Here is a 21,061-nt window from a genome sequence, read left to right on the forward strand (position 1 = left end):
AAAGGCCACGCCTCGTCGCGTAGTCCCCGCACTATCTCGCGATTCGTTTCATGTTGCAAGGCACAATTCCGGGCGCCTCAACGCGGCACCTCGAAACCCTCCAGATAGTCCTCGATCCGATCCGGATCGAACATGCGTCCGTCGAAAAAACGGTCCGGTCCCAAGGTGATAGCGCCTTTTGGCGCCCCGATGGCAAGCGGTTGGGCCAGTGCGCCTTCGACCTTCATGCTCGCACCGGGCATCGGCGCCTCGCTGCTGGCCAGGGCACGGCGATAAATGTCGGGGCGGAACACCGCTGCCGCGCGCGCCTGCGCGTCGGCACTTGATTCGACCATGCGCCACCGCACGAACTGGGAATAGATCCACAGCGCCTGGCTCCGCCAGGGGAAGGGCGTCGCTTCACGCGCGAAGAGCAGGAAATCCGGCAGATCGACCGGCGGCTCCCCGCGACGCGCCACAATGCGTCCGGAAAGCGCCCGTTCGATGAGGTCATACGGCTGATCGACATAGGCCGGGTGCGACAGCAGGCGCGCCAGCTCCTCCCGGTTGGCGGGATCGTCGCACCAGCCTGCCGCTGCCACCAGTGCGCGGAGCAGCCTGTCGACCGTGTCGGCATTGTCTTCCATCCAGTCGGTGCGCAGGGCCAGCACCTTCTCGACGCCGCGTTGCCAGAGGCGCTCGCTGGCGGCGACCGCTTCGGCAAGTCCGGCTTCGATGGCACTGCTGCCCCATGGCTCGCCTGCCGTGAAACCGTCGATTTCCCGCGCACGCATCGCTTCGACCATCAGCGAGGGCGGCAAGACCCTCAGCACCACGTCCCGATCAGGGTCGACGCCGGCGCTGGCGAGAAAATAGCGCAGGATCAGGGCATGGCTGGAGAAGCGATGGACAACACCGATGATCGGCTTGCGGTGGTAAAGGCCGATCGCATTCGCAAAATCATGGGCGGTCGCGAGCGGATCGCCAAACCGCACAGCGGCATCCGGTTCCAGAGCCGCCGCGAAATCCGGATTCATCACCAGCAGGTTGCCATTGACGTTGAGCTTGCAGGGGGCGGAGAGTGCGCAAGGCTGCTGGCTCAGCCCAAGCGTCACGGCGACAGCCAGCGGCGCCAGCATATGGGCTGCCTGTACCTGGCCATAGACGAGCCGGTCGCGCAGTGTCGCCCAGCTTGTGTCACGCAAGAGCTCCAGCGCGATCCCTTCGGCCTCAGCAAAGCCCTTTTCGCGCGCGACCACCAGCGGCGCGGCATCCGTGAGCCCGAGAAAGGCGATGCGAATGGGCGTCACGACATCCCTCCCAACAGGTCGCTGGCGGTAATCAGGGCGGCCGCGACGTCGACCATCTTCTTGCCCTGATTCATGGCGGTGGTGCGCAACAGCGCGTAAGCGTCCGGCTCGGACAGGTCGCGGGTGCGCATCAGGATTGCCTTGGCGCGATCGATCGTCTTGCGATCGGCAAGCTGGGTGAGCGCCTCGTCGCGTTCCGCCTGCATCCTCGCGAAGGCATTGAAGCGGCGGATGGCGAGATCCAGTATGGGCTTCACCCGCTCCTTGCGCAGACCGTCCACGACATAGGCCGACACGCCGGCATCGATGGCCGCGCCGATCATGCTGTCATCGGACTGATCGACGAACATCGCGATCGGCTTTGCCAGAGCCCGGCTGACGATCAGCATCTCTTCCAGGGAATCGCGGCTGGGATTGCCGAGATCGATGAGCACCACATCCGGTGCCATACGCTCCAGCCGCGCAACGAAAGCCCCGCGTGGCGGCACCACGTGAATGTCATCATAGCCGGCGTCACGCAGCCCTTCCTCAAGGACCGTGGCCCGCGCACCGCTGTCGTCGATGATGACGATTCGCACATGATCTCCTTCGCATCCGCAACATGCTTGGCTCTGAAGTCAGGGAAGGTCAAACCCTCGCCAAACGAACGCCGCGTGAGAGATCACCGGGCAGCATGCCGGACGAGCGCTCAATCCAGCTTGAGCGCGTCCCGCACGATGTAGTGGAGATCGGTCTGATCGAGCAGGCCGCTGACATTGACGGCCTGCGGGCCATAAGCGGCGATGCGCAGCTGCGCGCCTGTGTGCCCTTGCGATCCTTCCTCCGCGGTGCCGTAGTTCACTGTCATGACACCACCCTCCCGCGTGTTCAGTGCCGCAGTCACGCCGGACGAGCGCGTGCCGACCCGAGGCGGGAGGCGGCGTGATGCAGATGATCCGCCCGGTGCCATCGGCCGATCGCGACATGGAGATCGACGCCTGGACCACGCGCCTGCTCGATCAGGGCTATTGTGTCATTCCCGATGCCATGTCGCCCGCGGCCATCGCGGCACTCGACAAGGATCTTGCCGGGGACTTCGCAGACACGCCCTTTTGTCGGGGCGGCTTCTACGGCGCGCGGACACGGCGGTTCGGGCGCCTGCTCGCCCGTTCGTCTCATGCGGCAGCGCTGGTCATGAACCCGCTGGTCCTCGGCATTGCCGGACGCGTGCTGGGGCCATGGTGCGAGAACATCCAGCTCAACCTGACGCAGGCGATCGCCCCGCATCCGGGGGCGCTTCCGCAACTCCCGCACCGGGATCAGGACATGTGGCTGGGAACGCCCGGCGAAGTCGATATCTGGTCAATGTGATGTGGCCGTTCACGCCGTATCGCCAGGAAAATGGTGCCACGCTTGTCTGGCCCTACAGGCATGGACAGCATGATCTGGAGCTCGCCGAAGCGCCAGCTTCGCAATGGCGTGCTCGCCCCGGGCGCGCCGGTCGAGCCGGCCGTCATCGGCAATGAACTTGGCGCAAGCATCACGGCGGTCCGCGATGCGCTCCTCCGTCTGACGGGCGAGCAGCTGGTGCAATTCGACGGAGCCCATTACGCGCGTCGCGCCAAGGGAATTTCAAAAATCACACCTTCGCCAAAGTAGTGATCGGTACCGCCCCTCCCGGCTCCCCCGCTATCCCCGCACGAACGCCCAGCTCATGATCGGCCCGGTCGCCGTCGCGGACCGGCCGGGGCGGTAGGCCGGGCCGAGGCCTGCGGCGATCTCGGCGAAGACGAGCGGCCATTGATCGCCGGCGATCCTGGCGAGGGCGCCGGCGGTTCCCATGGGCTGGTGGCGGGACTGGACTACGGATCGGTCGGCGCGATGTTGCACGGCGAGTTCGGCGCGATAGCCATGTTCCCGCAGGATGTCGGCGGCCAGCAACTGGTCCGCATGACGGGAGAGGCCCCACAGCGAGGCCGGTCTTTCGGCCAGCACGCGTCGCAGCAGCCGCACCCGGTCCTGATCGAGGGCAATGGCGGGGAGGCCAAGGGCACGCGCGCGCTGGGCGAACAGGCGACCGGCCGCCAGCCCCGGATCATAAAGGGCGATCCGCGCGGCGGACGGCCTGTCCAGCCCGCAGGCGCCCAGCAGCGGCACGGTGGCGGCCGCGGTGACGAAACCGCGTCGGCTGACGCGCGTCATGGCGCCGCGGGTCCCTTGCCGCTGGCGAGATAGGTCGCGATCTGCTGCATCTCCGCGTCGCTCACTTCGCCCCGGGGAATGGGCGGCATGTTGCCGATGCCGGTGCGCGCGGCCTGCACGACATAGTCGACGTCAAGATCCTTGCGCGCCTCCAGCAGCGGCTCGTCGGTGCGGCGCGCGAGCAGGCCCGAGCCCATGCCGCCTGGGCCATGGCACATGCCGCAATGCTGGATGTACAGGCGCTCGCCCCCGGTCGCGTCTGGCCTGGCGGCGGCCGTCAGCGGCGGCGGCGGTGGCGGCGGGCCCGCCTTCGCGGCGTCGCTCTTCTGGTCGGGTGCCTGCTGGCCGCAGGCCGCGAGGACCAGCGGGAGAAGCGCCAGCGGGAAAGCACCCGCAGTCCGGACGCGCGCCTTCATGAAGGCTCTCCCGCCTGCGTCTGCCGGGTCACGGAGCCGATCCCGCTCTTGCCGGGCGCGATCACGCCATGGGGGTCGAGCGCAGCCTTCACCCGGTCGTTCAGCTTCCCCAGCGCGCCATCGTTGAAATCATAAGTGGAGGCGACCAGGTCCATATAATCGAGATGCGTGCGATATTCGCCGTAACCCTGCGCCTTCGCATCCGCGACCAATGCCCGGATGAAGGGATCGACGCGGGCCATCATGGCGGGATCGTCCTTGTCCAGCAGGATGGCATTGACGTTGATGAGGTGGCGCTCGCCAAAGGCGAAGCTCGCCTGATAGTCCATGCCATATTCCTTATAGCGCTCGTAGGTCCGGCGGAACTGCGCCATGGCTGCGCTGCCGGATTGCGGCAGGACCGGAGAGAAGCCGATATGCCCGCCCCGGCCGCCATGCCAGTTGGCATTCTGCATGGGAAAGGTGATCGGCGTGCCGGTCCAGCCGGTCATTTCCAGCGGATCGCCGCGTTTCCAGTTCGTCGGCTTCATGCTCAGGGGCTTGAGCTTGTTCATCTCGCGCTCGAGAATGGCATAGGCCTCGCGATTGATGGTCTCGCGTCCGTAGAGCCGCAGGCTGACGCCCCACCAGCCCATCTGGAACTTCTTGCGGATCGCCGCGATGACCGCATCCGAAAGGGCGCCTTTCTGGTCCGTCCACTCGTTGCGCGTGGTCAGGATGGCGGCGGCGCGCAGCCAGTTGCCGATCGTCGGCGATTGCTGGAGGACGCCTTCCCTGCGCAGGGGCGCGATGGCATCGATCAGCGGGCCGAGATCGTCCGGCTTGTCGAATTCCAGGTCCATGCCCATGAGGGACTCCGGCTCGGGCATGAGCCAGAGGCCCGCCTTGGTGACGATGCCGAAATTGGATTGCACGAACATCTGGTCCCAGGCCGGCCCGAAGCCGAAGCGATAGAGCTGCCAGGTCGGCGAGTTGGTGAGCGCCCCCATGCCGGTGCGGACCAGCGTGCCGTCGGCCAGCACCACTTCCATGCCGCACAGCTTCGTCGTGTGCTCGCCATAGGGCGTGTATCCCACGCCGCGATCCAGGGCATTGCCGATCACCGAGCCCCAGCTGTTGCCGGGCGTCGAGAGCCAGTGCTTGAGGCCGCGCGCCTTCAGGAAATCGTAGAGATCGTAGAAGCCCACGCCGGGCTCCAGCAGCACCGTGCCGTTCTCCTCGTCATATTCAATCTTCTTCATCCGCGAGAGGTCGAGAATGACGGAGCCCGCCAGCACGGGTGCCGAGCCGCCATAACCGAGATTCTTGCCCCGGCTGATCGGCCAGAGCGCGATCCTGTGCTCGGCCGCGATGCGCACGATCGCCTGGATCTGCTCGACCGTGTCCGGCGCGATGGCGCCGGCGGGGCGATGCAGATTGTCGTCGACCGCGAAGGCATCGGCGTAGGACTCCTGGTCCTGCGCATCGAAGAACAGATTTTGCGCACCGACCACCGCGGCGAAGCTGCGGCGCGCGGCGGCCATCTGTTCCGGGCTGGCGGTGTGGCGTGTGGATGACGGCATGGCTTTATCCGGTCTGTGCATCCCCTTGCTGACGCCTTGGTGACCTTGCTCGCCCCTCCCCGGTGCGGCCGGCCGTTGTCCCGCGCGTTCAGCAAGACGATCTGTGAGTTGTAACGATCGTTATTTGTTCGACGGCTTGTCCCTGACGCGCCCCGGCCTCCTATGCTGGTTTGTCGAGGCGGCGTTCGTTCGGGTCAAGCTTCAGCATCTCCGGGCTCTTGAGGGCCGGGTCCCAATGCTCGACGATCTTGCCGTCCTCGATCCTGAAGAGGTCGAACCAGCTCGTATGATAAGGCTGGCCTTCCGCGTCGCGCTCGGGACGCACGAACGTGAACTGCACCATGTCCCGCTCGGCGACGATGGAGACCAGCGGCAGCTCGATCGTCGGCCGGATGTCGCGTTCGGGGCGCGATGCCCGGATGAAGGCGCTCAGGGCCTCCCGGCCGCTCACCACATTGGGATTGTGCTGGATATAGTCCGGCCCGATGAAATCGCTCACCCGATCCGCGCGCCCGGCCTGCAGGACGATGCGGTACATGTCGTAGCACAGCCGCTTGTTCCGCGCGATCGCGGGATCGGCGCTGGCAAGCATCGCGTCGTGATCGGCCGCAACCACTGGCGTCGTCTGGCCCGGAATCGGCTCGGCGGCCGCGACCAGCACCGTCCTGTCGCTCAAGAGGGCTGCTCCTCGTTCCAGGGGCGCGGCCATTTGCGCGTGTCGTCCCAATGCTCGACGATCAGGCCATCCTCGAGCCGGAACATGTCGAAGGCATGGCCCATATAGGTCTCGCCCGGCCGGGTCGGGTCGGGCTGGGCCTGTTCCCAGATCGCCACGACATAGTCGCCCTGGGCCACCGTGCGCAGCAGTTCCTTGCGGGCGGGCGGGGTGAAGCCTTCCGGCAGATTGCGGATGATCTTGACCAGATGCAGGATATGCTCCCGGCCGGAGGGCATGTTCACATTGTGCTGGATATAGTCGGGGTGGATATATTTGAGGACCGCTTCGGGGTCGCCTTCGTAGATCACGCCCTTCCACATCTCCATCACGATGGCGGCATTGCGCTCTTCGAGGGTGGGTTGGTCTGTCATGCCTGCCTCATGTCAGCGCGTAGTAACGCAGCACATTGCCTTCGACATGGCGCTCGCCCACGCCGATGAAGACATGTTTGGTGAGCCAGTCATGCTTGCCGACCGGCGTCTCGAAGCTCGGCTGGCCGCGAAGATAATATTCCTGCTGCTCGACCGGCGCCCCGCCGCGAAACGCCCAGTCGCGGATCCGTTCCATCGTCTCGGGCTTGCGACCCCACAGGAAACCCTTGTTGTTGAGGAGGATGAGCGTGCCGTCCTCCTCCTCCAGCATGTACCGCGCGTCGAACACGGCGACGTCGTCCGGGCGGAAGAAGGCATAGTCGCCGCCCGAGCCCGGCACCGCCTTGCCACGCAGGCGCGGCCCCTCGAATGTGCCGCTTTCCACATAGACCGCACCGCGATTGCCGCCCCAGGGGGTGTTGTTGATCATCTGGACGCGCGGAAAGGTGAGCCGCACTTCCATCACGAATTCCAGCCGGGGGTTGTCCAGGGTGGAGAAGGGTCCCGGGAAGGCGTCAGCCATGTGACAGCCTCCGGGCCGGCGCGGCGGCCGTCGCGGACATCGCGTTCATGCTCGTCGGGCGGCAGGATGGTGGAACTGGGCGCAAGACTAGCCTCTCCTTTTTATCTTCGTTGGGAGGCATGGTAACGATCGTTATTATACCCTGCAAGAGGCGATGCACATGCGCGCGCCGCACCAGTTGGCCTCATGCGTCGGCCGAAGGCGCCGGGCGGAGCCGGATGCGGACGGGCTTTCCGCGCAATGTCGCCGCGACACGCGGATCATCAACGGCCTTGACGAAGTCGAACGCGCCGCCGCAGATAGCCCGCATGTCAAACCCATCCGACCCGTCCGAGACGCCGCAGACGTTACAGTCCAACCTGAGCGAAGAAGCCGAGATGCTTCACAATATCCTCAAGCTGGCAAACCGGCTCATGGCCCCTTTTTCGACGTTTCTTGCCCATGAACATCGCATCAGCCTCAACGAATTCCGGGTGATGATGCAGATCGGTTTCTACAACTCGACCGCGAGTCACGAGCTGGTCGAGCTGACCGGCGTCAATGCGATGAGCATCTCGCGCGCGGTCGCGACGCTTGAGCGGCATGGCCGCGTGGTCACGGTGCCCGATCCGACCAATCGCCGGCGCAAGCGACTGACCCTGACGGCGGAGGGCGAGCGACTGTTCCGCGCGATGCGTCCGGCCACGGATCTTGTCGCTCAGTATCTCCTGTCGCGACTCAAGCCCCATGAGAAGGCGGCGCTCGACCATATCCTGCGCACGCTCATCGACACGCTGGAAGCGAAGGACGAAGAAGGCCGCTCGCTGTTCCTGGAGCACACCCGCCCGGATCGCGCGGTCGAGCCGTAACCATCGAACTAGCAGCGCCCCGGGGGGCCGCGCAGGCGGCGGCCGAGTCCTGAGCACGAGGACGGATCGACATTCAACCTCTGGAGCGCGCTGCCTCCCCAGAGAACGTCATGCTGAACTTGTTTCAGCATCCATCGTGCCTTCACGCTCCGGTCCCCAACGCGAAATGGATGCTGAAACAAATTCAGCATGACGAAAATATTGGCAGGAAAGGTGCCTGTTCAACCGAAGAAATGAATGCCGGCCCGACCTGGGGCTGGATGTCGATACCCCCTACCCCATGCCGCGCCCGCTTGCGGTGGTGACCGGCACGGGCTGCGCCACGTCCCAATGCTCGACGATCAGGCCATCCTCGAATCGGAAGATGTTCATCAGCGCATGGCCCGGGTCTTCCGGTCCCTGGCGGCCGATGAGGTGCGCGACGGCATAGTCGCCGTCCACCAGGATGCGCCGCACGTCCATGCTGACGGTGGGCCGCGCGAGCAGGCCTTCGAGATGCGCGATGGCGGCTTCCCGGCCATCGGTGACCGCGGGATTATGCTGCATATAGTCGACATGAACGTAACGTTCGAAGGCTTCGCGAACCTTCATTTCGTCATAATATAAGCGCACGAAGTCCAGAAATGCGGCCCGCGTGCGGTTCGTGCGAGCGACATATTCGGGCGTGGAAGCGTCTGTAAGCTCGGCGGTTCGCATGTTCATGGCCTATCCTCCTCCTTGATCCGCTCGTTTCGCGCGGTTTGCCGGATTTTTCGATGTGGTCGCGAGGCTGATGTCAGCTCGATTGACCAATCGTAACGTTCGTTATATTGTTCTGCGTCTGGCTTCAAACCACTTTCAAGGTGGGAGGGCAAGGAGAGGAAGCGATGCGGGCAAGCGATATCCTGATCGAACGGTGCGTCGGCGCGGCTTCCGGCCTTGCGCGAGGCGAGGCTGCGGCCGCGCCTGGCTTGCGGAGCGGCGCCGCGATTGCAGGCGATGCCACTCCGGCTCTCGTCGGCGGGTCAGACCATTGGCTCTTGTCCGCATGATCCGCGGCAGGCCGGCACGACAATCGACACAGATAAACATCGACAGACAAAAAAGGGGAGGAAGCATGACCACTATATTTTTGCGCGGCTGCACCAGCGCGTTCGTGATCGCTGCGGCGAGCTTGGGCGCGAGCCAGGCATGGGCGCAGGGCGCCGCCGCCGGGGCGCCTGCGCCTCAGGAAGAGCGCGTCGACGCGGCCGAGGGCGATATCGTCGTCACGGCGCAGCGCCGTTCGGAGCGTTTGCAGGACGTGCCGATTTCCGTCTCGGTGGTCGGCGGCGAACGGCTCGCCCGTGACAATCTGACGAGCCTGTCCGCCGTCGCCGATCGCCTGGCCAATGTGCGCATCACGCCCGGGCCGTTCGATCAGCTGAACATTCGCGGGATCGGCTCGTCCAACAACACCGGCTTCGAGCAGTCGGTGGCGACGTTCGTCGACGGTGTCTATCGCTCGCGTCCGCGCGCCATCCGCGCCGCCCTGTTCGATGTCGAGCGCGTCGAGGTGCTCAAGGGGCCGCAGACCACCTTCTTCGGCAACAATGCCATCGCGGGCGCGCTCAACATCACCACGCGCAAGCCGGGCAATGCCTTCGAGGCCAATGCCTCCGCGCTTTACGGCACCTATGGCGAATATAATGTCGAGGCCGGCGTGACCGCGCCGCTCGGCGAGATGCTGAGCGTGCGTCTGGCCGGCCGCCTTTCGGGGATGGACGGCTTCGTGAAGAACGAGTTCACGGGCAAGGATGGGCCAAGGGAGCGCAACCGGGTCGGCCGCGCGTCGATCGCCTTCACGCCGAGCGCCAATTTCCGTTCGGATCTGCGCTTCGACACCGGCAAGATGTCGGCGCAGGATTTCCTGCCTTTCGAGCTGGAGCATTGTCCCCCGCCCTCGCCCTTCCCGGTCGGCGGCAGCTGCGCCAACTATATTGCGGCCAATGGCGGCCCCGTCGACGACGAGCTGAACTGGCGCAATTCCAGCCGCCCCGGCAAGCTGGACTATTCCTTCAACGAGCTGGGCTGGACCAACTCGCTCAGCATCGGCGACTATACGCTGAACGCCATCACCGGCTATTTCGATCATGACACGGAATATCTGCAGCAGCTCATCCCCTCGCCCGTTCCCGGGATCGGCGGGGGCAGCCTGCTGCCGGTCTTCCAGCGCGAGACGTTCAGCCAATGGTCGCAGGAAATTCGCCTCGTCTCTCCCACGGGTGGCTTCCTCGAGTGGCAGCTGGGCGCCTATTATGGCAGCAGCAAGATGCGCAACAATGGCGTGACGGGCTTCTTCTTCGCGCCCTTCGGTGCCTCCGCGCCGCCGTATACGGCCCAGACTCCCGTTGCCGGGCGCCTGACGGTGCATGAGGATGCCACCACGAAATCGGTGTTCGGTGCCGCCACGCTGCGGCCGGCGGACCGGGTCAAGCTCAACCTCGGCCTGCGCTACTCGGTGGTCTCGAAGGACGCTTTCCGCGCCCTGCACAACGGCACGGCGGACCCGAACTTCCCGACGCCGGAAAACTATGTGCCGGCCAGCAAGGCCGTCAGCGATACGCTGAACGCCATCCTGGGCTCGAACAACATGGATTTCCCGGATCCCTCGCGCGAGGATGACAAGCTCATGCCGTCCGTGAGCGTGCAGTTCGATGCGACGCCGGACCTCACGGCTTATGCGAGCTATACCAAGGGCTTCAAGGCCGGCGGCTACAGCGGCGGCTCGGCCGGCGGGGACTTCGGCCCGGAAACAGTCAATGCCTATGAAGTCGGCCTGAAGGGCAATCTCTTCGCCCGGCAGGTCACATTCTCGCTGAGCGCATTCCGGGGCGATTATTCGGGCCTTCAGGAATCCGTGTCGGAAACCCTGCCCAGCGGCACGGTGCGCGTCAGTGTCGCCAATGCCGCATCCGCCCGCTCGCAAGGCGTGGAATTCTCGGCGAGCTGGCGCATGACCAGCTGGCTGACCGCCAGCACCGACCTCGCTTATCTGGACGCGATCTATCTCAACTATGATGGCGCGCCCTGTTCGTCGATCCAGACCCTGCTCGGCGCCTCGGCCGGCTGCGTTGGCCGGCGGCAGGACCTCTCCGGCAAGCGGCGCGGCTTCGCGCCCGAATGGACCGGCAATGTCCGCCTCGATGCGACCATCCCGGCCGGGGACATGCAGGTGCGGATTTCGCCGCTCCTCTACTTCAGCTCCTGGTATTTCCAGTCCTCCACGGCGGATGACCTGATCCGGCAGAAGGGCTACGCGAAAGTCGATCTGCGCGTCGGGGTCGGGCCGCAGGATGATCGCTGGAGCGTGGCGGTGATCGGCCAGAACCTGACCGACCGCGCCACTGCCGGGTTCCGCCAGACGGTGAGCGGCGCCAATGGTTCGGTCTCGGCGCTCGCCGAGCGCCCGCGCACGGTCGCGGTCCAGCTGACCGCGCGTTACTGAGATGGGAGGGCGGCGGGGCCTTGCTCCGCCGCCCGACACGGGCCCGCCGCAGGGCCGACACAGGAGAGCCTCGCGCATGAAGTCGCCCTTGATGATGATGCTGGTCGCCTTCGCCGCCACGTCCCCGAGCCATGCCCAGACCGTCACCACGGCGGAGGGGCAGGCAGCGCTGATCGCCAGCGCGGACAGCAAGCTCGAAGCCAACAAGAAGCTCGTCTATGACATGTACCGGGAGGTGCTGCTCGGCGGGCGCGCCGATCTGGTCGATCGCTACTTCACGGTCGAATATCTGCAGCATAATCCCAATGTCGCTTCGGGCCGCGACGCGCTGGCAAAGTTCATTCGCGGGTCGCGGCCCGAGCGTCCGGTGAATCCCACGATCACGCTGCCGCTCATCACCATCATGGCCGAGCGCGACCTCGTTCTGGTCGTGACGCAGCGCCCCATGCGCGACGAAGGCGGCGAAGGCTATGTGACGAGCTGGTTCGATCTTTTCCGCATTGCCGACGGCAGGATCGCCGAGCATTGGGATCCGGCGCTGAAGTCCGCCGCAATGCTTCGGTTCGATCCCAACAGCGTGCCCGAGGCGCTGTCGGCGATCGAAGCGGAGACCGCGAAGGATGAAAAGAAACCCGGGGGCGACCCCGAACGCTGATATCATGCAAGCCGGTGCGACCGATCGCCCGGAGTCGGCCACGACGTCATCTGGAGGAACGATATGGACCATGAATTCAAGCTGCTGATCGACGGCAAGGCCGTCGATGGCGCAAGCAGTTTCGATGTCATCAATCCTGCGACCGGAGAAGCGTTCGCGCAATGCCCGAAGGCGGACGCGGCGATGCTCGAGGATGCGGTGGCCGCTGCCCGGCGGGCTTTCCCCGCATGGTCCGCCCTGCCCGTCGAGGAACGCGCCGCGCGGGTCAACGCGCTCGCCGATGCGCTGGAAGCGCGCGCCAGCGAATTCGCGAGCCTGCTGACGCGCGAACAGGGCAAGCCGATCGATCAGGCCATGTACGAGATCATGGGCAGCGTGTTCACGCTGCGCGCCTTCGCGGACATGCGGATCGAAACGAAGGTCCTGCGCGAGGGCGAGGGCAACACGGTCATCGAACATCGCACGCCGCTCGGGGTCGTCGGCGCGATCACGCCGTGGAATTTCCCGGTGATCCTGCTGATGAACAAGCTCGGCCCGGCACTGGTGACCGGCAATTGCGTGGTCGCCAAGCCCGCGCCGACGACGCCGCTCACCACGCTTCTGTTCGGGGAGCTGGCGAAGGACATCCTGCCTGCGGGCGTGTTCAATGTGCTGTGCGACGAGAATGAGCTGGGCCCGCTCCTCACCAGCCATCCCGACATCGCGAAAATCGCGTTCACCGGATCGACGGCGACCGGCAAGAAAGTGATGGCCTCGGCGGCGGACAGCGTGAAGCGCGTGACGCTGGAACTGGGCGGCAATGATGCCGCGATCGTGCTCGACGATGTCGATCCGCGGACGGTGGCGGGCAAGGTCTATCAGGGCGCAATGGCCAATGCCGGCCAGATCTGCGTGGCGATCAAGCGGGCCTATGTGCCTTCTTCCATGTATGACGAGTTCTGCGACGAGCTGGCCCGGCTGGCTGGCGAGGCCGTGGTGGATGATGGCGCGCGGCAAGGCGCGACGATCGGCCCGATCCAGAACAGGATGCAGTTCGAGAAGGTCAAGGCGCTGCTCGACAGCGCCCGGGCGGAAGGCACCATCCTGTCCGGCGGTGAAGCGCTCGACCGGCCCGGCTATTTCATCCCGCCGACCATCGTGCGCGATCTCGACGATGATGCGCCGCTGGTCCGGGAGGAACAGTTCGGTCCGGTGCTGCCGGTGCTCAAATATGACGATATCGACGATGTGATCGCACGCGCGAATAACAGCGATTACGGGCTCGGCGGCACGGTCTGGGGCCGGGATGTGGCGCGCGCGACCGAAGTCGCCAAGCGCATCGATACCGGCACGGTCTGGGTGAACCAGCATCTCGCGATCGATGCCAACATCCCCTTCCGCGGGTCCAAGCAGTCCGGTCTTGGCGGCGAACTCGGCGAGGCGGGCCTGTTCGAATATACGCAGGCGCACATCATCAACGCGGTTCCGCTCGAGGACCGCTGACGCGCGCGATTGGCGGCCCGGCCTCCCTGCTGAGGGGCGCTCGGGCCGCCTTTTTTTTCAGAGCTGGGCGGGCATCGCGTCCAGCAGCACGGTCTTGGTCTCGAGATAGGCCTGCAGACCTTCAACCCCGCCTTCCCGGCCGATCCCGGATTGCTTGAACCCGCCGAAAGGCATGCCGAATTCGAGACGCATGCCGTTCTGTCCCACGCCGCCCGTGCGCATCTGCCGCGCGATGCGATAAGCGGCATCGGCATCATTGGTCAGCACCGATCCGTTCAGTCCGTACTGGCTTTCATTGGCGATGCGGATGGCGTCTTCCTCGTCCTCTGCCGGAATGAGGGCCAGCACCGGGCCGAAAATCTCCTCCTGCGCGATGCGGCTGCGATTATCGACATTCGCGAACAGGGTCGGCTCGATGAAATAGCCCTTGTTGAACGCTTCGGGCCGTCCGCCGCCGGTCACCAAGTCGGCGCTCTCCCGGCCGAGCGCGATATAGTCCTCCACCCGGTCCAGCTGGCGCTTCATGGCGAGCGGGCCGAGCTGGGTATCGGGCGCATCGCTGTGCCCGATCTTGATGCCTTCCATCACGCGGGCGATGGCGTCGGCCAGTTCGTCGTGGCGCTTTTTGGGCACGATGGCGCGGCTCAGCATGGCGCAGACCTGGCCGGACATGATGGTGATCGTGTTGCCCAGGATGGCGGCTGCGGCCTCGATCGGGAAATCGTCGCGCACGATGGCGGCCGACTTGCCGCCCAGTTCGAGCGTGCAGCGCGCCACACGGCTCGCGCACACTTGCCCGATCCGCTTGCCCGCGGCCGTGGAGCCCGTGAAGCTGACCTTGTCCACATCCGGGTTGTTCACCAGATGATCGGAGGCATCGCGATCGGCGCAGACGAGGTTGAGCACCCCGGCCGGGAAGCCCGCCGCCTCCGCAGCCTCCGCCATGATATAGGCCTCGAGCGGCGTTTCCGGCGAGGGCTTCATGATGACGGTGCAACCCGCCACCAGCGCATAGGCGACCTTGCTGGACATGGTGGCGAACGGCGCATTCCAGGGCGCGATGCAGACCGTCACGCCCACCGGCTCGCGGACCACGAGGGCCGTGTCCACCTGCGCGCTCGGGCGGCGCTCGACGAAGGGATAGCTCTCGCCCAGCGACGCGATGAACTCCAGCGTCGCGACGCCGCCGCCATGCATGATCGGCGCGAAGCTGGCGAGGCCGCCGACCTGCGCCGTCCAGGCAGCCGACAATTCCCCGATGCGCTCCTTGAGGATCGCGGCCCAGCGGCCGACGAGCGCGCCGCGTTCGGCGGGGCTCATGCCGCTCCAGGCACCATTGTCGAACGCGCGCCGGGCCGCCGCCACGGCGCTGTCCATATCCTCGTTCGTGGCCTCGGCGACGCGCGCGACCACTTCCTCGCTGTTGGGCGATACGATCTCGATCCTGCCACCGCGTGCGGGAGCGACCCACTGGCCGTCGATGAAAAGCTTGTCTGGATGCGCGATCCGGATGCCGTCAGGGGTCATGTCCCATTCTCTCCTCCACGTTAAAAATTATCGGGGTTCTTGCAATAATTCTAACGACCGTTACGATGATGCGCAACGAGATTGTCGCCGGAGCGGCTGATAGGAGGGTTGGGATGTCTGATGAAATCGCGTCGCTGCGCGAGTCGATCGAGGCCTTGAGGGCGGAAGTCCACACGCTCAGAGACAGGACGTCGCGGGCCGAATCCCATCTCGCCATCGCCAATCTCCAGGCCGCTTACGGCTATTATGTCGACAAGGGCCTGTGGGACGAGGCAGCCGACATGTTCACGCCGGACGGCACGCTCGAGATCGCCGGACGCGGCGTCTATGTCGGGCAGGATCGGGTGCGGCAATATCTCCACGCGCTGCCGCCTTATGAGCGCGGTGTCCTGTTCAATCACATGCAGCTCCAGCCCGTCATCCATGTCGATGCCGATGGCGAGCGGGCGCAGGGCCGCTGGCGCGCCTTCATCCTCATTGCCTGGCTTGGCGGCGAATCCCGCTGGGGCGAGGCGGTCTATGAAAACCGCTATCGCAAGGTCGACGGCGTCTGGCGCATTGCCGCGCTGCATGCCTTCATCACATTCTATTGCGAGTATGATCGCGGGCTCAATCATGGCGGCGTTCCGATGGTCCGCAGCATCGATGGCCTCCAGCCCGACAAGCCCTCGACGCACGATTATGAGGCTTTCCCGGAAGTCTTCGTCCCGCCCTTCCATTATCCCAATCCGGTGAGCGGCCGGACATGGTGAGCGCGATGCCGGTCGTCCATGAGCGGGCAGCGCTTTATGCGGTCATGGATCGGTTCATGGAGGCGCTCGTCGCGCGCGATCCGGGCCGGGTGCGCTGGGCCGATGGCCTTTGCGTGACCGAGAACAACGTGGCCCTGATGATGGGGGACGGCGTCTGGGGCACGGCGACAGCGCGGGGCGATTATGACCTGCGTTTCGCCGATCCGCAGACCGGTCAAGTCGGCCTGTTCACGACGATCACCGAGACGGTCGAGGAGTCGGCTTTCACTGTCCGGCTCGGCGTCGATCCCTCGGGCGCGATCACGCAGGTCGAGACTCTGGTCGTCCGCCAGAGCGACGAGGCGCTGGTGTTCGCGAACCCCCGCTTCGAACGAAAACCGGTGCTGGAAGCGATCGTGCCGGAAGCGGAGCGGATGAGCCGCGAGCGGCTGCGCGCCGTGGCGGACGGCTATTTCAACACGCTCGAGCAGAATGACGGGCAGCTCTTCACGCGCTTCCATCCCGAGTGCAATCGCGTCGAGAACGGCGTGCAGACGACCAACAATCCCGATTTCATGCTGCCCATCGCCGGCCTCCCCTGCGAGGAGCAGTTCCGGCTGGGCTGGTATCGTTATGACGATCGCCTGCGCGGTCGCCGCTTCCCGCTCGTCGATGTCGAGCGGGGGCTGGTGCTGGCTTATGGCTTCATCGATCATTGCGGGCGGCTTGCGGACTATACGCTGACCAATGGCGAGCATGTCTCCTCGCTGATCCGCCGTCCGCACACATTCTATCTCGCCGAACTGTTCAAGATCGAGAATGGCGCGCTGCGCCAGATCGAGGCGAACTTCATCACCGTGCCTTATCACATGCCCTCGCCATGGGATCGCCCGTGAGCGCGCGGCTGACAGAGACGGTCGCCTTCGTGACCGGCGGCGGGCGCGGCCTTGGCGCGGGCATTGCGACGGCACTGGCCGAGGCGGGCGCTTCGGTGGTCGTGGCGGCGCGCACCCTGCCGCAGGTCGAGGAGACGGTGCAGGCCATCACCCGTGCCGGCGGACGGGCGATTGCGGTGCGCTGCGACGTTACCGATCGTGACAGTGTGGCGGCCGCCTATGCGGACGCGAAGGCGGCATTCGGCGTGCCGGACCTGCTGGTCAACAATGCCGGCGTGCAGGGCCCGCTCGGCCCGGCGGGGCTGGTCGATACGCAGGCCTGGTGGGATACGCAGGCGGTCCACGTCCTGGGCGCCCTGCACTGCATTTCGACGGCGCTGCCCGACATGATCGAGCGCGGCCATGGCCGCATCCTCAACATCGCCTCGCAGGCAGGCACGTTCGTCGCGCCCTTCGCCTCGGCCTATGCAGTCGCGAAGGCCAGCCTCATCCGCCTCACGGAGCATCTGGATTTCGAGCAGAAGGCAGCCGGCGTGCGCGCCTTCGCCATCCAGCCGGGCACGATCATGACGGCGATGGCGCAGGAGACCCTGAAATCCCCGGAGGCCCATGCCTTCGCCAAACCGCTGGTCGCCTTGCTCGAATCCACCACGGCGGAGGAGAGCGCGCAGGGTATGGCCCGGCTGCGCCGGTTCGTGGTGGCGCTCGCCGCCGGTGAGCATGATGCGATGGCGGGGCGCTATCTGGATATCGAGAAGGATATCCCCGATGCGGTCACGGGGCATCAGCCGTCGTGACGTCCGCGACCTCATCCGCCGAGCGGCGGACGTTCATGCCGCTGCTCCTGTGCGCGCTGATCATGTTCATCGACGGGTACGATCTCTACGCCCTGCCGCTGGTCGTGCCTTATCTGTCGGCGGAACTTGGCGTTCCTCCCCAGCAGTTCGGCGTGGCGCTTTCCGCTGTCCTGCTCGGCCTCGGCCTCGGCGCGGTGCTGATCGCGCCGATGGGCGACAGGATCGGGCGCAGGCCGGTCATTCTCACCGCCACCGCCATGATGGGGCTGACTTGCCTCGGCACCGCCACCGGCTCGACGGTGACGGAGTTCACTTTGTGGCGCCTCGCGACCGGCCTTTCGCTCGGTGCCTGCCTGCCCAATGTGACGGCGCTGGTGGCCGAACTTGCGCCGCAGGGCAAAAGCGCGCGGACGCTGACGGTCGTCTCCATGGGCATTTCCGGCGGCGGCATCGTGGCGGGGCTGGTGGCACCGCCGCTCATATCGCTGGGCGGATGGCAATCGCTGTTCGTGGCCGGCGGTATCGCGACGCTGATCCTGCTGGTCGTGCTGGCCTGGAAGCTGCCCGAATCCCCGACGTTCAGGAAATCGGCCGGGCAAGCGCGGGAGAGGAAGTCCATTGCTTTCGTCCAGCTGCTCAGCCCGCCCCTCCTCTTCTCGACCGTCCTCTTCGCCGGGCTTTATGCTGTCAATGCGCTGGTGCTCTATTATGTGACGAGCTGGGTGCCGACGATCCTGCCCAATGCCGGCTTCGCCATGGACACCGCGTCGCGCTTCCTGTCGCTGATCCAGCTCGGCGGCCTGCTGATCGGCCTCGGCCTTTCGCTGCTGCTGGATCGCGGCTGGGCCGTGCCCGCGATCGTGGGCACCTATGCCAGCGTCGTGGTCGCGCTGCTTCTGCTGGGCGTCGTGGCGCCGGGCCTGTGGAGCTGGGGCTTCCTGCTGCTCGTCGCGGGGGGCGGCATCTCGGCGGCGCATCTGGTCATCATGGCTGTCGCGGTCGGCTTCTTCCCGCCGCATCTGCGCTCCTCCGCGATCGGCATCGCGGTGGCCGTGGCCCGGCTCGGCGCGATTGGCGGGCCGATGCTGGGCGGCCTCGCGATCGGCGCGGGCGCCAGCACGTCGACATTCTTCGCGCTGGCGGTGCTCCCGGCCTGCCTGTGCATTGGCGGGGCCCTGTTGATCCCGAGAGCGCAACGCACCGCGAAAGCCGTCACGCCGCCCGGCGCTGTCGGGGCCGGGGCCTGATTCACGCGGAAACGCCCGGCGGGCAGGACCGGCCGGGCGCTCATGTCTCGGAACGGTGGACCGGGCGTGGCGCCCGGCCCTGTGCATGCTAGGTCAGGCAGCGTGGACAAATTCCCAGGTCGATAAAGACGCCTGCTATCTGGGCATTTCAAGCGCGTAGCAGACCTTCCGGACGCGACGACATTGCGGTCGTTTTCCTTAGTGGTGGTTCAGGGCTGCATCGCGATAGTCGTTTAGACGCTCGGCAAGCGACTCCGGGCCATCAGGCCAGACGCCCGGTATGATTCCGCTGCTTCCGAGCGCGCCGCCAAACGGCACGACTGCTCCTTCCAGATACTTGAATGCCACCATCTTTGCACCACGGCCCAGTGGTGTGACGTAGAAGTCTCCCACATCACGCCATTCAGTTTTCTTGGGAGTCTGATTTAAGCCGCCTGACAGGGTGAAGCCTTCGGGGTCAAGCCGGAGACGGAGTGGTCTGAAAAGCATGGCCACAAATGCGGGAGTGCAAAGCGCAAAGAAGATGCCGCCAGCCTGCAGCTTCCAATTGGTATCCCCGGATTGTTCGGCAAAGAGCGAAAAAACAACGAGGATGAGGCAGCAAACCAATCCGATAGCTGCCTTGCCTCTCGACGAAGTCATTTCCTCAGGTTCCGGCCAACTCATCAGCTCTTTTTATACTAGCGATGTCCGCTCCCACAAGATTCCTGCCGCTCGCTCCGCATCGAGGGCTTCTGAAAGCCGACGTTCATTCGGGCTGGAATTTGTCCACGTGCCCTACGCCGCCGCAGCGCGGGCCCGCGCCTCCGCCAGCCGCTCGCGCGACACCCATGCGCCATGGATCTGTGCGCGCATCGGAACGGGGATCAGCACTCGCGCAACCGGTCCCGCCGCGATGTCCCCGGCGTTCACGACCCACAGTTCCGAAGCGAAGCGACCGGTGTCGAGCTGACGGTCGATCACCGCCAGCAGCCACCCCTCATGGTCCGGCTCGGACGAGGGGACATGCACCGGCTCGCTGATCGCCAGGCCGGGCTCCAGCGGCATCATGTCGATCCGGCCATTGCCCGGCTCGATGCGCAGCATGGCGTTGAACGCAGCGCCGACCGGGCCGCCCGGAAGCGGCGCGCCGCCTTGCGGATTGATGGTGAGATACCAGGCCGCGCGATAGGCCCGGCCCTGATCGGCATCGCGCAGCCGGGGCATGTCGCCCGGCGGGCCGATAACCCGGGATTCGAAGCCCTCCTCGTCGCTCGCCAGATTGAAGGTCCAGCGGACGAGGCCGCCCCCAAGCTCGTTCTGCGCGCGGTGGATGCCGCCCGCTTCGCGCATGAAGGCGAAGGCATTGGTGTCCGACAGGCAGATGTCGAGATGCACCAGATCGCCGTCGTCATAGGCATTGACGAAATGGAAGGCGGAAACGCCCCTGGGCCCCTTGAACCAGCGCATCTCCTCGACCTTGCCATAGCGCGGCATGATCCCCACCCAGCTTTCCAGCTCCTGCTGGTGCGCCCAGTGGGCACCGCCGGCCTTCAGCCGGTCGAGGTCGGCCGTGGTCGGGAAAATCGGGAAGACCGCATATTTGCCGGTGATCGCGAAATCATGGATGGTCGAGCAATAGGGCTGCTGGAACCACTGTTCGGAGACCAGATTGCCATCCTTGTCGGCGATGCAATAGGCGACGTCCGGCGTGCAGAGGCCCCCGGCCTCATAGCCGAAGAAGAACATCTCGCCGGTCGCCGGATCGACGCGGGGATGCGCAGTGAAGGTCTGCGACTTCAGCGCGCCATGATAGTCCCAGCGCCCGATCGTCTCGAGCGTCTCGGGATCGATCTCGTAAGCGAGGCCATCCTCCTTGGTCATGAACAGGCGCCCCGCATGCCAGACCGGCGTCGTGTTCGAGACCGTCCCGTCGATGCCCTGAACCTCCGCATCGTCCGTGAACGGATTGCGATATTTGCCGAACAGGGAGCGGCCCGCCGCCTTCTCGGCCTTGTAGCGCGCCGTCTCGACATAGCGGATGGCGAAATCCACCTTGCCGTCGCGAATGCCGAACCGGGAAATCATGCCGTCGCCCGAGAGCACGATCTCGTCATCGAACTTCGGCGGATAGGCGGGGTCGGGCACGGCACGGAAGAAGGCGCCGTCGATCTCGCGCGGGATCTCGCCGATCACGTCCAGATCATGCGCGTTCCATTCGATGCGGACGGGCGTGTTGAGCCCGGTGAAGTGAATGGTGTCGGGAAAACTCGCCATGGGCTGATCCTCTCATACTGTCATTGATCGTTCGCGACGGGCTGCTGCCTGAGCCCGCGCCGGGTCCTGCTCAGAACCTGTCCGGAAATGCGCCCT

At 65.5% G+C, this 21,061-nt stretch carries 23 protein-coding genes; 10 read left to right on the forward strand and 13 right to left on the reverse strand.

Annotated features, from left to right (window positions below):
* Positions 1-77 precede the first annotated feature (77 nt).
* From SLG_RS13735 to SLG_RS21460, 3 genes are all read right to left on the reverse strand, one after another.
* Complete coding sequence (locus SLG_RS13735; protein ID WP_014077091.1) at positions 78-1,289, reverse strand: CmpA/NrtA family ABC transporter substrate-binding protein; 1,212 nt, start codon at positions 1,287-1,289, stop codon at positions 78-80.
* Complete coding sequence (locus tag SLG_RS13740; RefSeq protein WP_014077092.1) at positions 1,286-1,867, reverse strand: ANTAR domain-containing response regulator; 582 nt, start codon at positions 1,865-1,867, stop codon at positions 1,286-1,288. Before SLG_RS13740 ends, SLG_RS13735 begins: the two co-directional genes overlap by 4 nt.
* 110 nt (positions 1,868-1,977) lie before the next feature.
* On the reverse strand, positions 1,978-2,136 hold the full coding sequence (locus SLG_RS21460; RefSeq protein ID WP_014077093.1) for an alkaline phosphatase: 159 nt from the start codon (positions 2,134-2,136) through the stop codon (positions 1,978-1,980).
* Positions 2,137-2,213: 77 nt separating this feature from the next.
* Between SLG_RS21460 and SLG_RS13745 the strand changes: the two genes are divergently transcribed.
* Both SLG_RS13745 and SLG_RS13750 read left to right on the forward strand, forming a co-directional pair.
* Complete coding sequence (locus tag SLG_RS13745; RefSeq protein ID WP_014077094.1) at positions 2,214-2,639, forward strand: phytanoyl-CoA dioxygenase family protein; 426 nt, start codon at positions 2,214-2,216, stop codon at positions 2,637-2,639.
* A 60-nt stretch (positions 2,640-2,699) separates the two neighbouring features.
* A complete protein-coding gene (locus SLG_RS13750) occupies positions 2,700-2,927 on the forward strand; it encodes a GntR family transcriptional regulator (RefSeq protein WP_014077095.1) in 228 nt (75 codons plus the stop codon).
* Between the two features lie 30 nt (positions 2,928-2,957).
* Here SLG_RS13750 and SLG_RS13755 read toward each other — a convergent pair whose 3' ends face one another.
* From SLG_RS13755 to SLG_RS13780, 6 genes are all read right to left on the reverse strand, one after another.
* Entirely contained in the window at positions 2,958-3,470 is a 513-nt protein-coding gene (locus tag SLG_RS13755; protein WP_014077096.1) for a hypothetical protein, read from the reverse strand.
* Complete coding sequence (locus SLG_RS13760) at positions 3,467-3,886, reverse strand: c-type cytochrome (RefSeq protein WP_014077097.1); 420 nt, start codon at positions 3,884-3,886, stop codon at positions 3,467-3,469. Before SLG_RS13760 ends, SLG_RS13755 begins: the two co-directional genes overlap by 4 nt.
* Positions 3,883-5,448 (reverse strand): FAD-binding oxidoreductase, encoded by a 1,566-nt coding sequence (locus tag SLG_RS13765; RefSeq protein ID WP_014077098.1) that lies wholly within the window; start codon positions 5,446-5,448, stop codon positions 3,883-3,885. Before SLG_RS13765 ends, SLG_RS13760 begins: the two co-directional genes overlap by 4 nt.
* Before the next feature lie 160 nt (positions 5,449-5,608).
* The gene (locus tag SLG_RS13770; protein WP_014077099.1) at positions 5,609-6,124 is read right to left on the reverse strand and encodes a nuclear transport factor 2 family protein; all 516 of its coding nucleotides are present in this window, start codon (positions 6,122-6,124) and stop codon (positions 5,609-5,611) included.
* Positions 6,121-6,537, reverse strand: a complete 417-nt coding sequence (locus SLG_RS13775) for a nuclear transport factor 2 family protein (protein WP_014077100.1) — start codon at positions 6,535-6,537, stop codon at positions 6,121-6,123. Before SLG_RS13775 ends, SLG_RS13770 begins: the two co-directional genes overlap by 4 nt.
* 7 nt (positions 6,538-6,544) lie before the next feature.
* A complete protein-coding gene (locus tag SLG_RS13780) occupies positions 6,545-7,060 on the reverse strand; it encodes a DUF3237 domain-containing protein (RefSeq protein WP_014077101.1) in 516 nt (171 codons plus the stop codon).
* Between the two features lie 308 nt (positions 7,061-7,368).
* Between SLG_RS13780 and SLG_RS13785 the strand changes: the two genes are divergently transcribed.
* On the forward strand, positions 7,369-7,908 hold the full coding sequence (locus tag SLG_RS13785) for a MarR family winged helix-turn-helix transcriptional regulator (RefSeq protein ID WP_041393377.1): 540 nt from the start codon (positions 7,369-7,371) through the stop codon (positions 7,906-7,908).
* A gap of 273 nt (positions 7,909-8,181) precedes the next feature.
* On the opposite strand, the gene SLG_RS13790 is transcribed toward SLG_RS13785, so the two are convergent.
* Entirely contained in the window at positions 8,182-8,610 is a 429-nt protein-coding gene (locus SLG_RS13790; protein ID WP_014077103.1) for a nuclear transport factor 2 family protein, read from the reverse strand.
* A gap of 394 nt (positions 8,611-9,004) precedes the next feature.
* Here SLG_RS13790 and SLG_RS13795 point away from each other — a divergent pair, with 394 nt between their 5' ends.
* The 3 genes from SLG_RS13795 (at position 9,005) to SLG_RS13805 (ending at position 13,511) form a co-directional block, all read left to right on the forward strand.
* On the forward strand, positions 9,005-11,374 hold the full coding sequence (locus SLG_RS13795) for a TonB-dependent receptor (protein ID WP_014077105.1): 2,370 nt from the start codon (positions 9,005-9,007) through the stop codon (positions 11,372-11,374).
* A 76-nt stretch (positions 11,375-11,450) separates the two neighbouring features.
* Complete coding sequence (locus SLG_RS13800) at positions 11,451-12,029, forward strand: nuclear transport factor 2 family protein (RefSeq protein ID WP_231848678.1); 579 nt, start codon at positions 11,451-11,453, stop codon at positions 12,027-12,029.
* A gap of 63 nt (positions 12,030-12,092) precedes the next feature.
* Positions 12,093-13,511: an aldehyde dehydrogenase family protein gene (locus SLG_RS13805; RefSeq protein ID WP_014077107.1), complete on the forward strand. Its 1,419-nt coding sequence runs from the start codon at positions 12,093-12,095 to the stop codon at positions 13,509-13,511.
* A 57-nt stretch (positions 13,512-13,568) separates the two neighbouring features.
* On the opposite strand, the gene SLG_RS13810 is transcribed toward SLG_RS13805, so the two are convergent.
* Complete coding sequence (locus SLG_RS13810; protein WP_014077108.1) at positions 13,569-15,038, reverse strand: aldehyde dehydrogenase; 1,470 nt, start codon at positions 15,036-15,038, stop codon at positions 13,569-13,571.
* A gap of 113 nt (positions 15,039-15,151) precedes the next feature.
* Between SLG_RS13810 and SLG_RS13815 the strand changes: the two genes are divergently transcribed.
* The 4 genes from SLG_RS13815 to SLG_RS13830 are packed head-to-tail and all read left to right on the forward strand — an operon-like array spanning position 15,152 to position 18,709.
* Positions 15,152-15,790 (forward strand): nuclear transport factor 2 family protein, encoded by a 639-nt coding sequence (locus tag SLG_RS13815; RefSeq protein WP_014077109.1) that lies wholly within the window; start codon positions 15,152-15,154, stop codon positions 15,788-15,790.
* Positions 15,784-16,665: a hypothetical protein gene (locus SLG_RS13820; RefSeq protein ID WP_014077110.1), complete on the forward strand. Its 882-nt coding sequence runs from the start codon at positions 15,784-15,786 to the stop codon at positions 16,663-16,665. Before SLG_RS13815 ends, SLG_RS13820 begins: the two co-directional genes overlap by 7 nt.
* Complete coding sequence (locus tag SLG_RS13825; RefSeq protein WP_051003769.1) at positions 16,650-17,462, forward strand: SDR family NAD(P)-dependent oxidoreductase; 813 nt, start codon at positions 16,650-16,652, stop codon at positions 17,460-17,462. Before SLG_RS13820 ends, SLG_RS13825 begins: the two co-directional genes overlap by 16 nt.
* A complete protein-coding gene (locus tag SLG_RS13830; protein WP_014077112.1) occupies positions 17,459-18,709 on the forward strand; it encodes an MFS transporter in 1,251 nt (416 codons plus the stop codon). Before SLG_RS13825 ends, SLG_RS13830 begins: the two co-directional genes overlap by 4 nt.
* A gap of 198 nt (positions 18,710-18,907) precedes the next feature.
* Here SLG_RS13830 and SLG_RS13835 read toward each other — a convergent pair whose 3' ends face one another.
* Both SLG_RS13835 and SLG_RS13840 read right to left on the reverse strand, forming a co-directional pair.
* Complete coding sequence (locus tag SLG_RS13835) at positions 18,908-19,375, reverse strand: hypothetical protein (RefSeq protein ID WP_148276602.1); 468 nt, start codon at positions 19,373-19,375, stop codon at positions 18,908-18,910.
* Between the two features lie 111 nt (positions 19,376-19,486).
* Positions 19,487-20,965 (reverse strand): carotenoid oxygenase family protein, encoded by a 1,479-nt coding sequence (locus SLG_RS13840; RefSeq protein WP_014077113.1) that lies wholly within the window; start codon positions 20,963-20,965, stop codon positions 19,487-19,489.
* Positions 20,966-21,061 lie beyond the last annotated feature (96 nt).

The organism is Sphingobium sp. SYK-6 (assembly GCF_000283515.1).
Taxonomy (GTDB): Bacteria; Pseudomonadota; Alphaproteobacteria; order Sphingomonadales; family Sphingomonadaceae; genus Sphingobium; species Sphingobium lignivorans.

What these genes read in the sequence shown, in the direction of transcription:
- SLG_RS13805 (WP_014077107.1), top strand. Translation starts at nt 12,093, where the DNA reads ATGGACCATGAATTCAAGCTGCTGATCGACGGCAAGGCCGTCGATGGC.
- SLG_RS13840 (WP_014077113.1), bottom strand. Translation starts at nt 20,965, where the DNA reads ATGGCGAGTTTTCCCGACACCATTCACTTCACCGGGCTCAACACGCCC.
- SLG_RS13775 (WP_014077100.1), bottom strand. Translation starts at nt 6,537, where the DNA reads ATGACAGACCAACCCACCCTCGAAGAGCGCAATGCCGCCATCGTGATG.
- SLG_RS13795 (WP_014077105.1), top strand. Translation starts at nt 9,005, where the DNA reads ATGACCACTATATTTTTGCGCGGCTGCACCAGCGCGTTCGTGATCGCT.
- SLG_RS13825 (WP_051003769.1), top strand. Translation starts at nt 16,650, where the DNA reads ATGGGATCGCCCGTGAGCGCGCGGCTGACAGAGACGGTCGCCTTCGTG.
- SLG_RS13810 (WP_014077108.1), bottom strand. Translation starts at nt 15,038, where the DNA reads ATGACCCCTGACGGCATCCGGATCGCGCATCCAGACAAGCTTTTCATC.
- SLG_RS13780 (WP_014077101.1), bottom strand. Translation starts at nt 7,060, where the DNA reads ATGGCTGACGCCTTCCCGGGACCCTTCTCCACCCTGGACAACCCCCGG.
- SLG_RS13835 (WP_148276602.1), bottom strand. Translation starts at nt 19,375, where the DNA reads ATGAGTTGGCCGGAACCTGAGGAAATGACTTCGTCGAGAGGCAAGGCA.
- SLG_RS13750 (WP_014077095.1), top strand. Translation starts at nt 2,700, where the DNA reads ATGGACAGCATGATCTGGAGCTCGCCGAAGCGCCAGCTTCGCAATGGC.
- SLG_RS13760 (WP_014077097.1), bottom strand. Translation starts at nt 3,886, where the DNA reads ATGAAGGCGCGCGTCCGGACTGCGGGTGCTTTCCCGCTGGCGCTTCTC.
- SLG_RS13765 (WP_014077098.1), bottom strand. Translation starts at nt 5,448, where the DNA reads ATGCCGTCATCCACACGCCACACCGCCAGCCCGGAACAGATGGCCGCC.
- SLG_RS13815 (WP_014077109.1), top strand. Translation starts at nt 15,152, where the DNA reads ATGTCTGATGAAATCGCGTCGCTGCGCGAGTCGATCGAGGCCTTGAGG.
- SLG_RS13785 (WP_041393377.1), top strand. Translation starts at nt 7,369, where the DNA reads ATGTCAAACCCATCCGACCCGTCCGAGACGCCGCAGACGTTACAGTCC.
- SLG_RS13820 (WP_014077110.1), top strand. Translation starts at nt 15,784, where the DNA reads ATGGTGAGCGCGATGCCGGTCGTCCATGAGCGGGCAGCGCTTTATGCG.
- SLG_RS21460 (WP_014077093.1), bottom strand. Translation starts at nt 2,136, where the DNA reads ATGACAGTGAACTACGGCACCGCGGAGGAAGGATCGCAAGGGCACACA.
- SLG_RS13745 (WP_014077094.1), top strand. Translation starts at nt 2,214, where the DNA reads ATGCAGATGATCCGCCCGGTGCCATCGGCCGATCGCGACATGGAGATC.
- SLG_RS13755 (WP_014077096.1), bottom strand. Translation starts at nt 3,470, where the DNA reads ATGACGCGCGTCAGCCGACGCGGTTTCGTCACCGCGGCCGCCACCGTG.
- SLG_RS13800 (WP_231848678.1), top strand. Translation starts at nt 11,451, where the DNA reads ATGAAGTCGCCCTTGATGATGATGCTGGTCGCCTTCGCCGCCACGTCC.
- SLG_RS13790 (WP_014077103.1), bottom strand. Translation starts at nt 8,610, where the DNA reads ATGAACATGCGAACCGCCGAGCTTACAGACGCTTCCACGCCCGAATAT.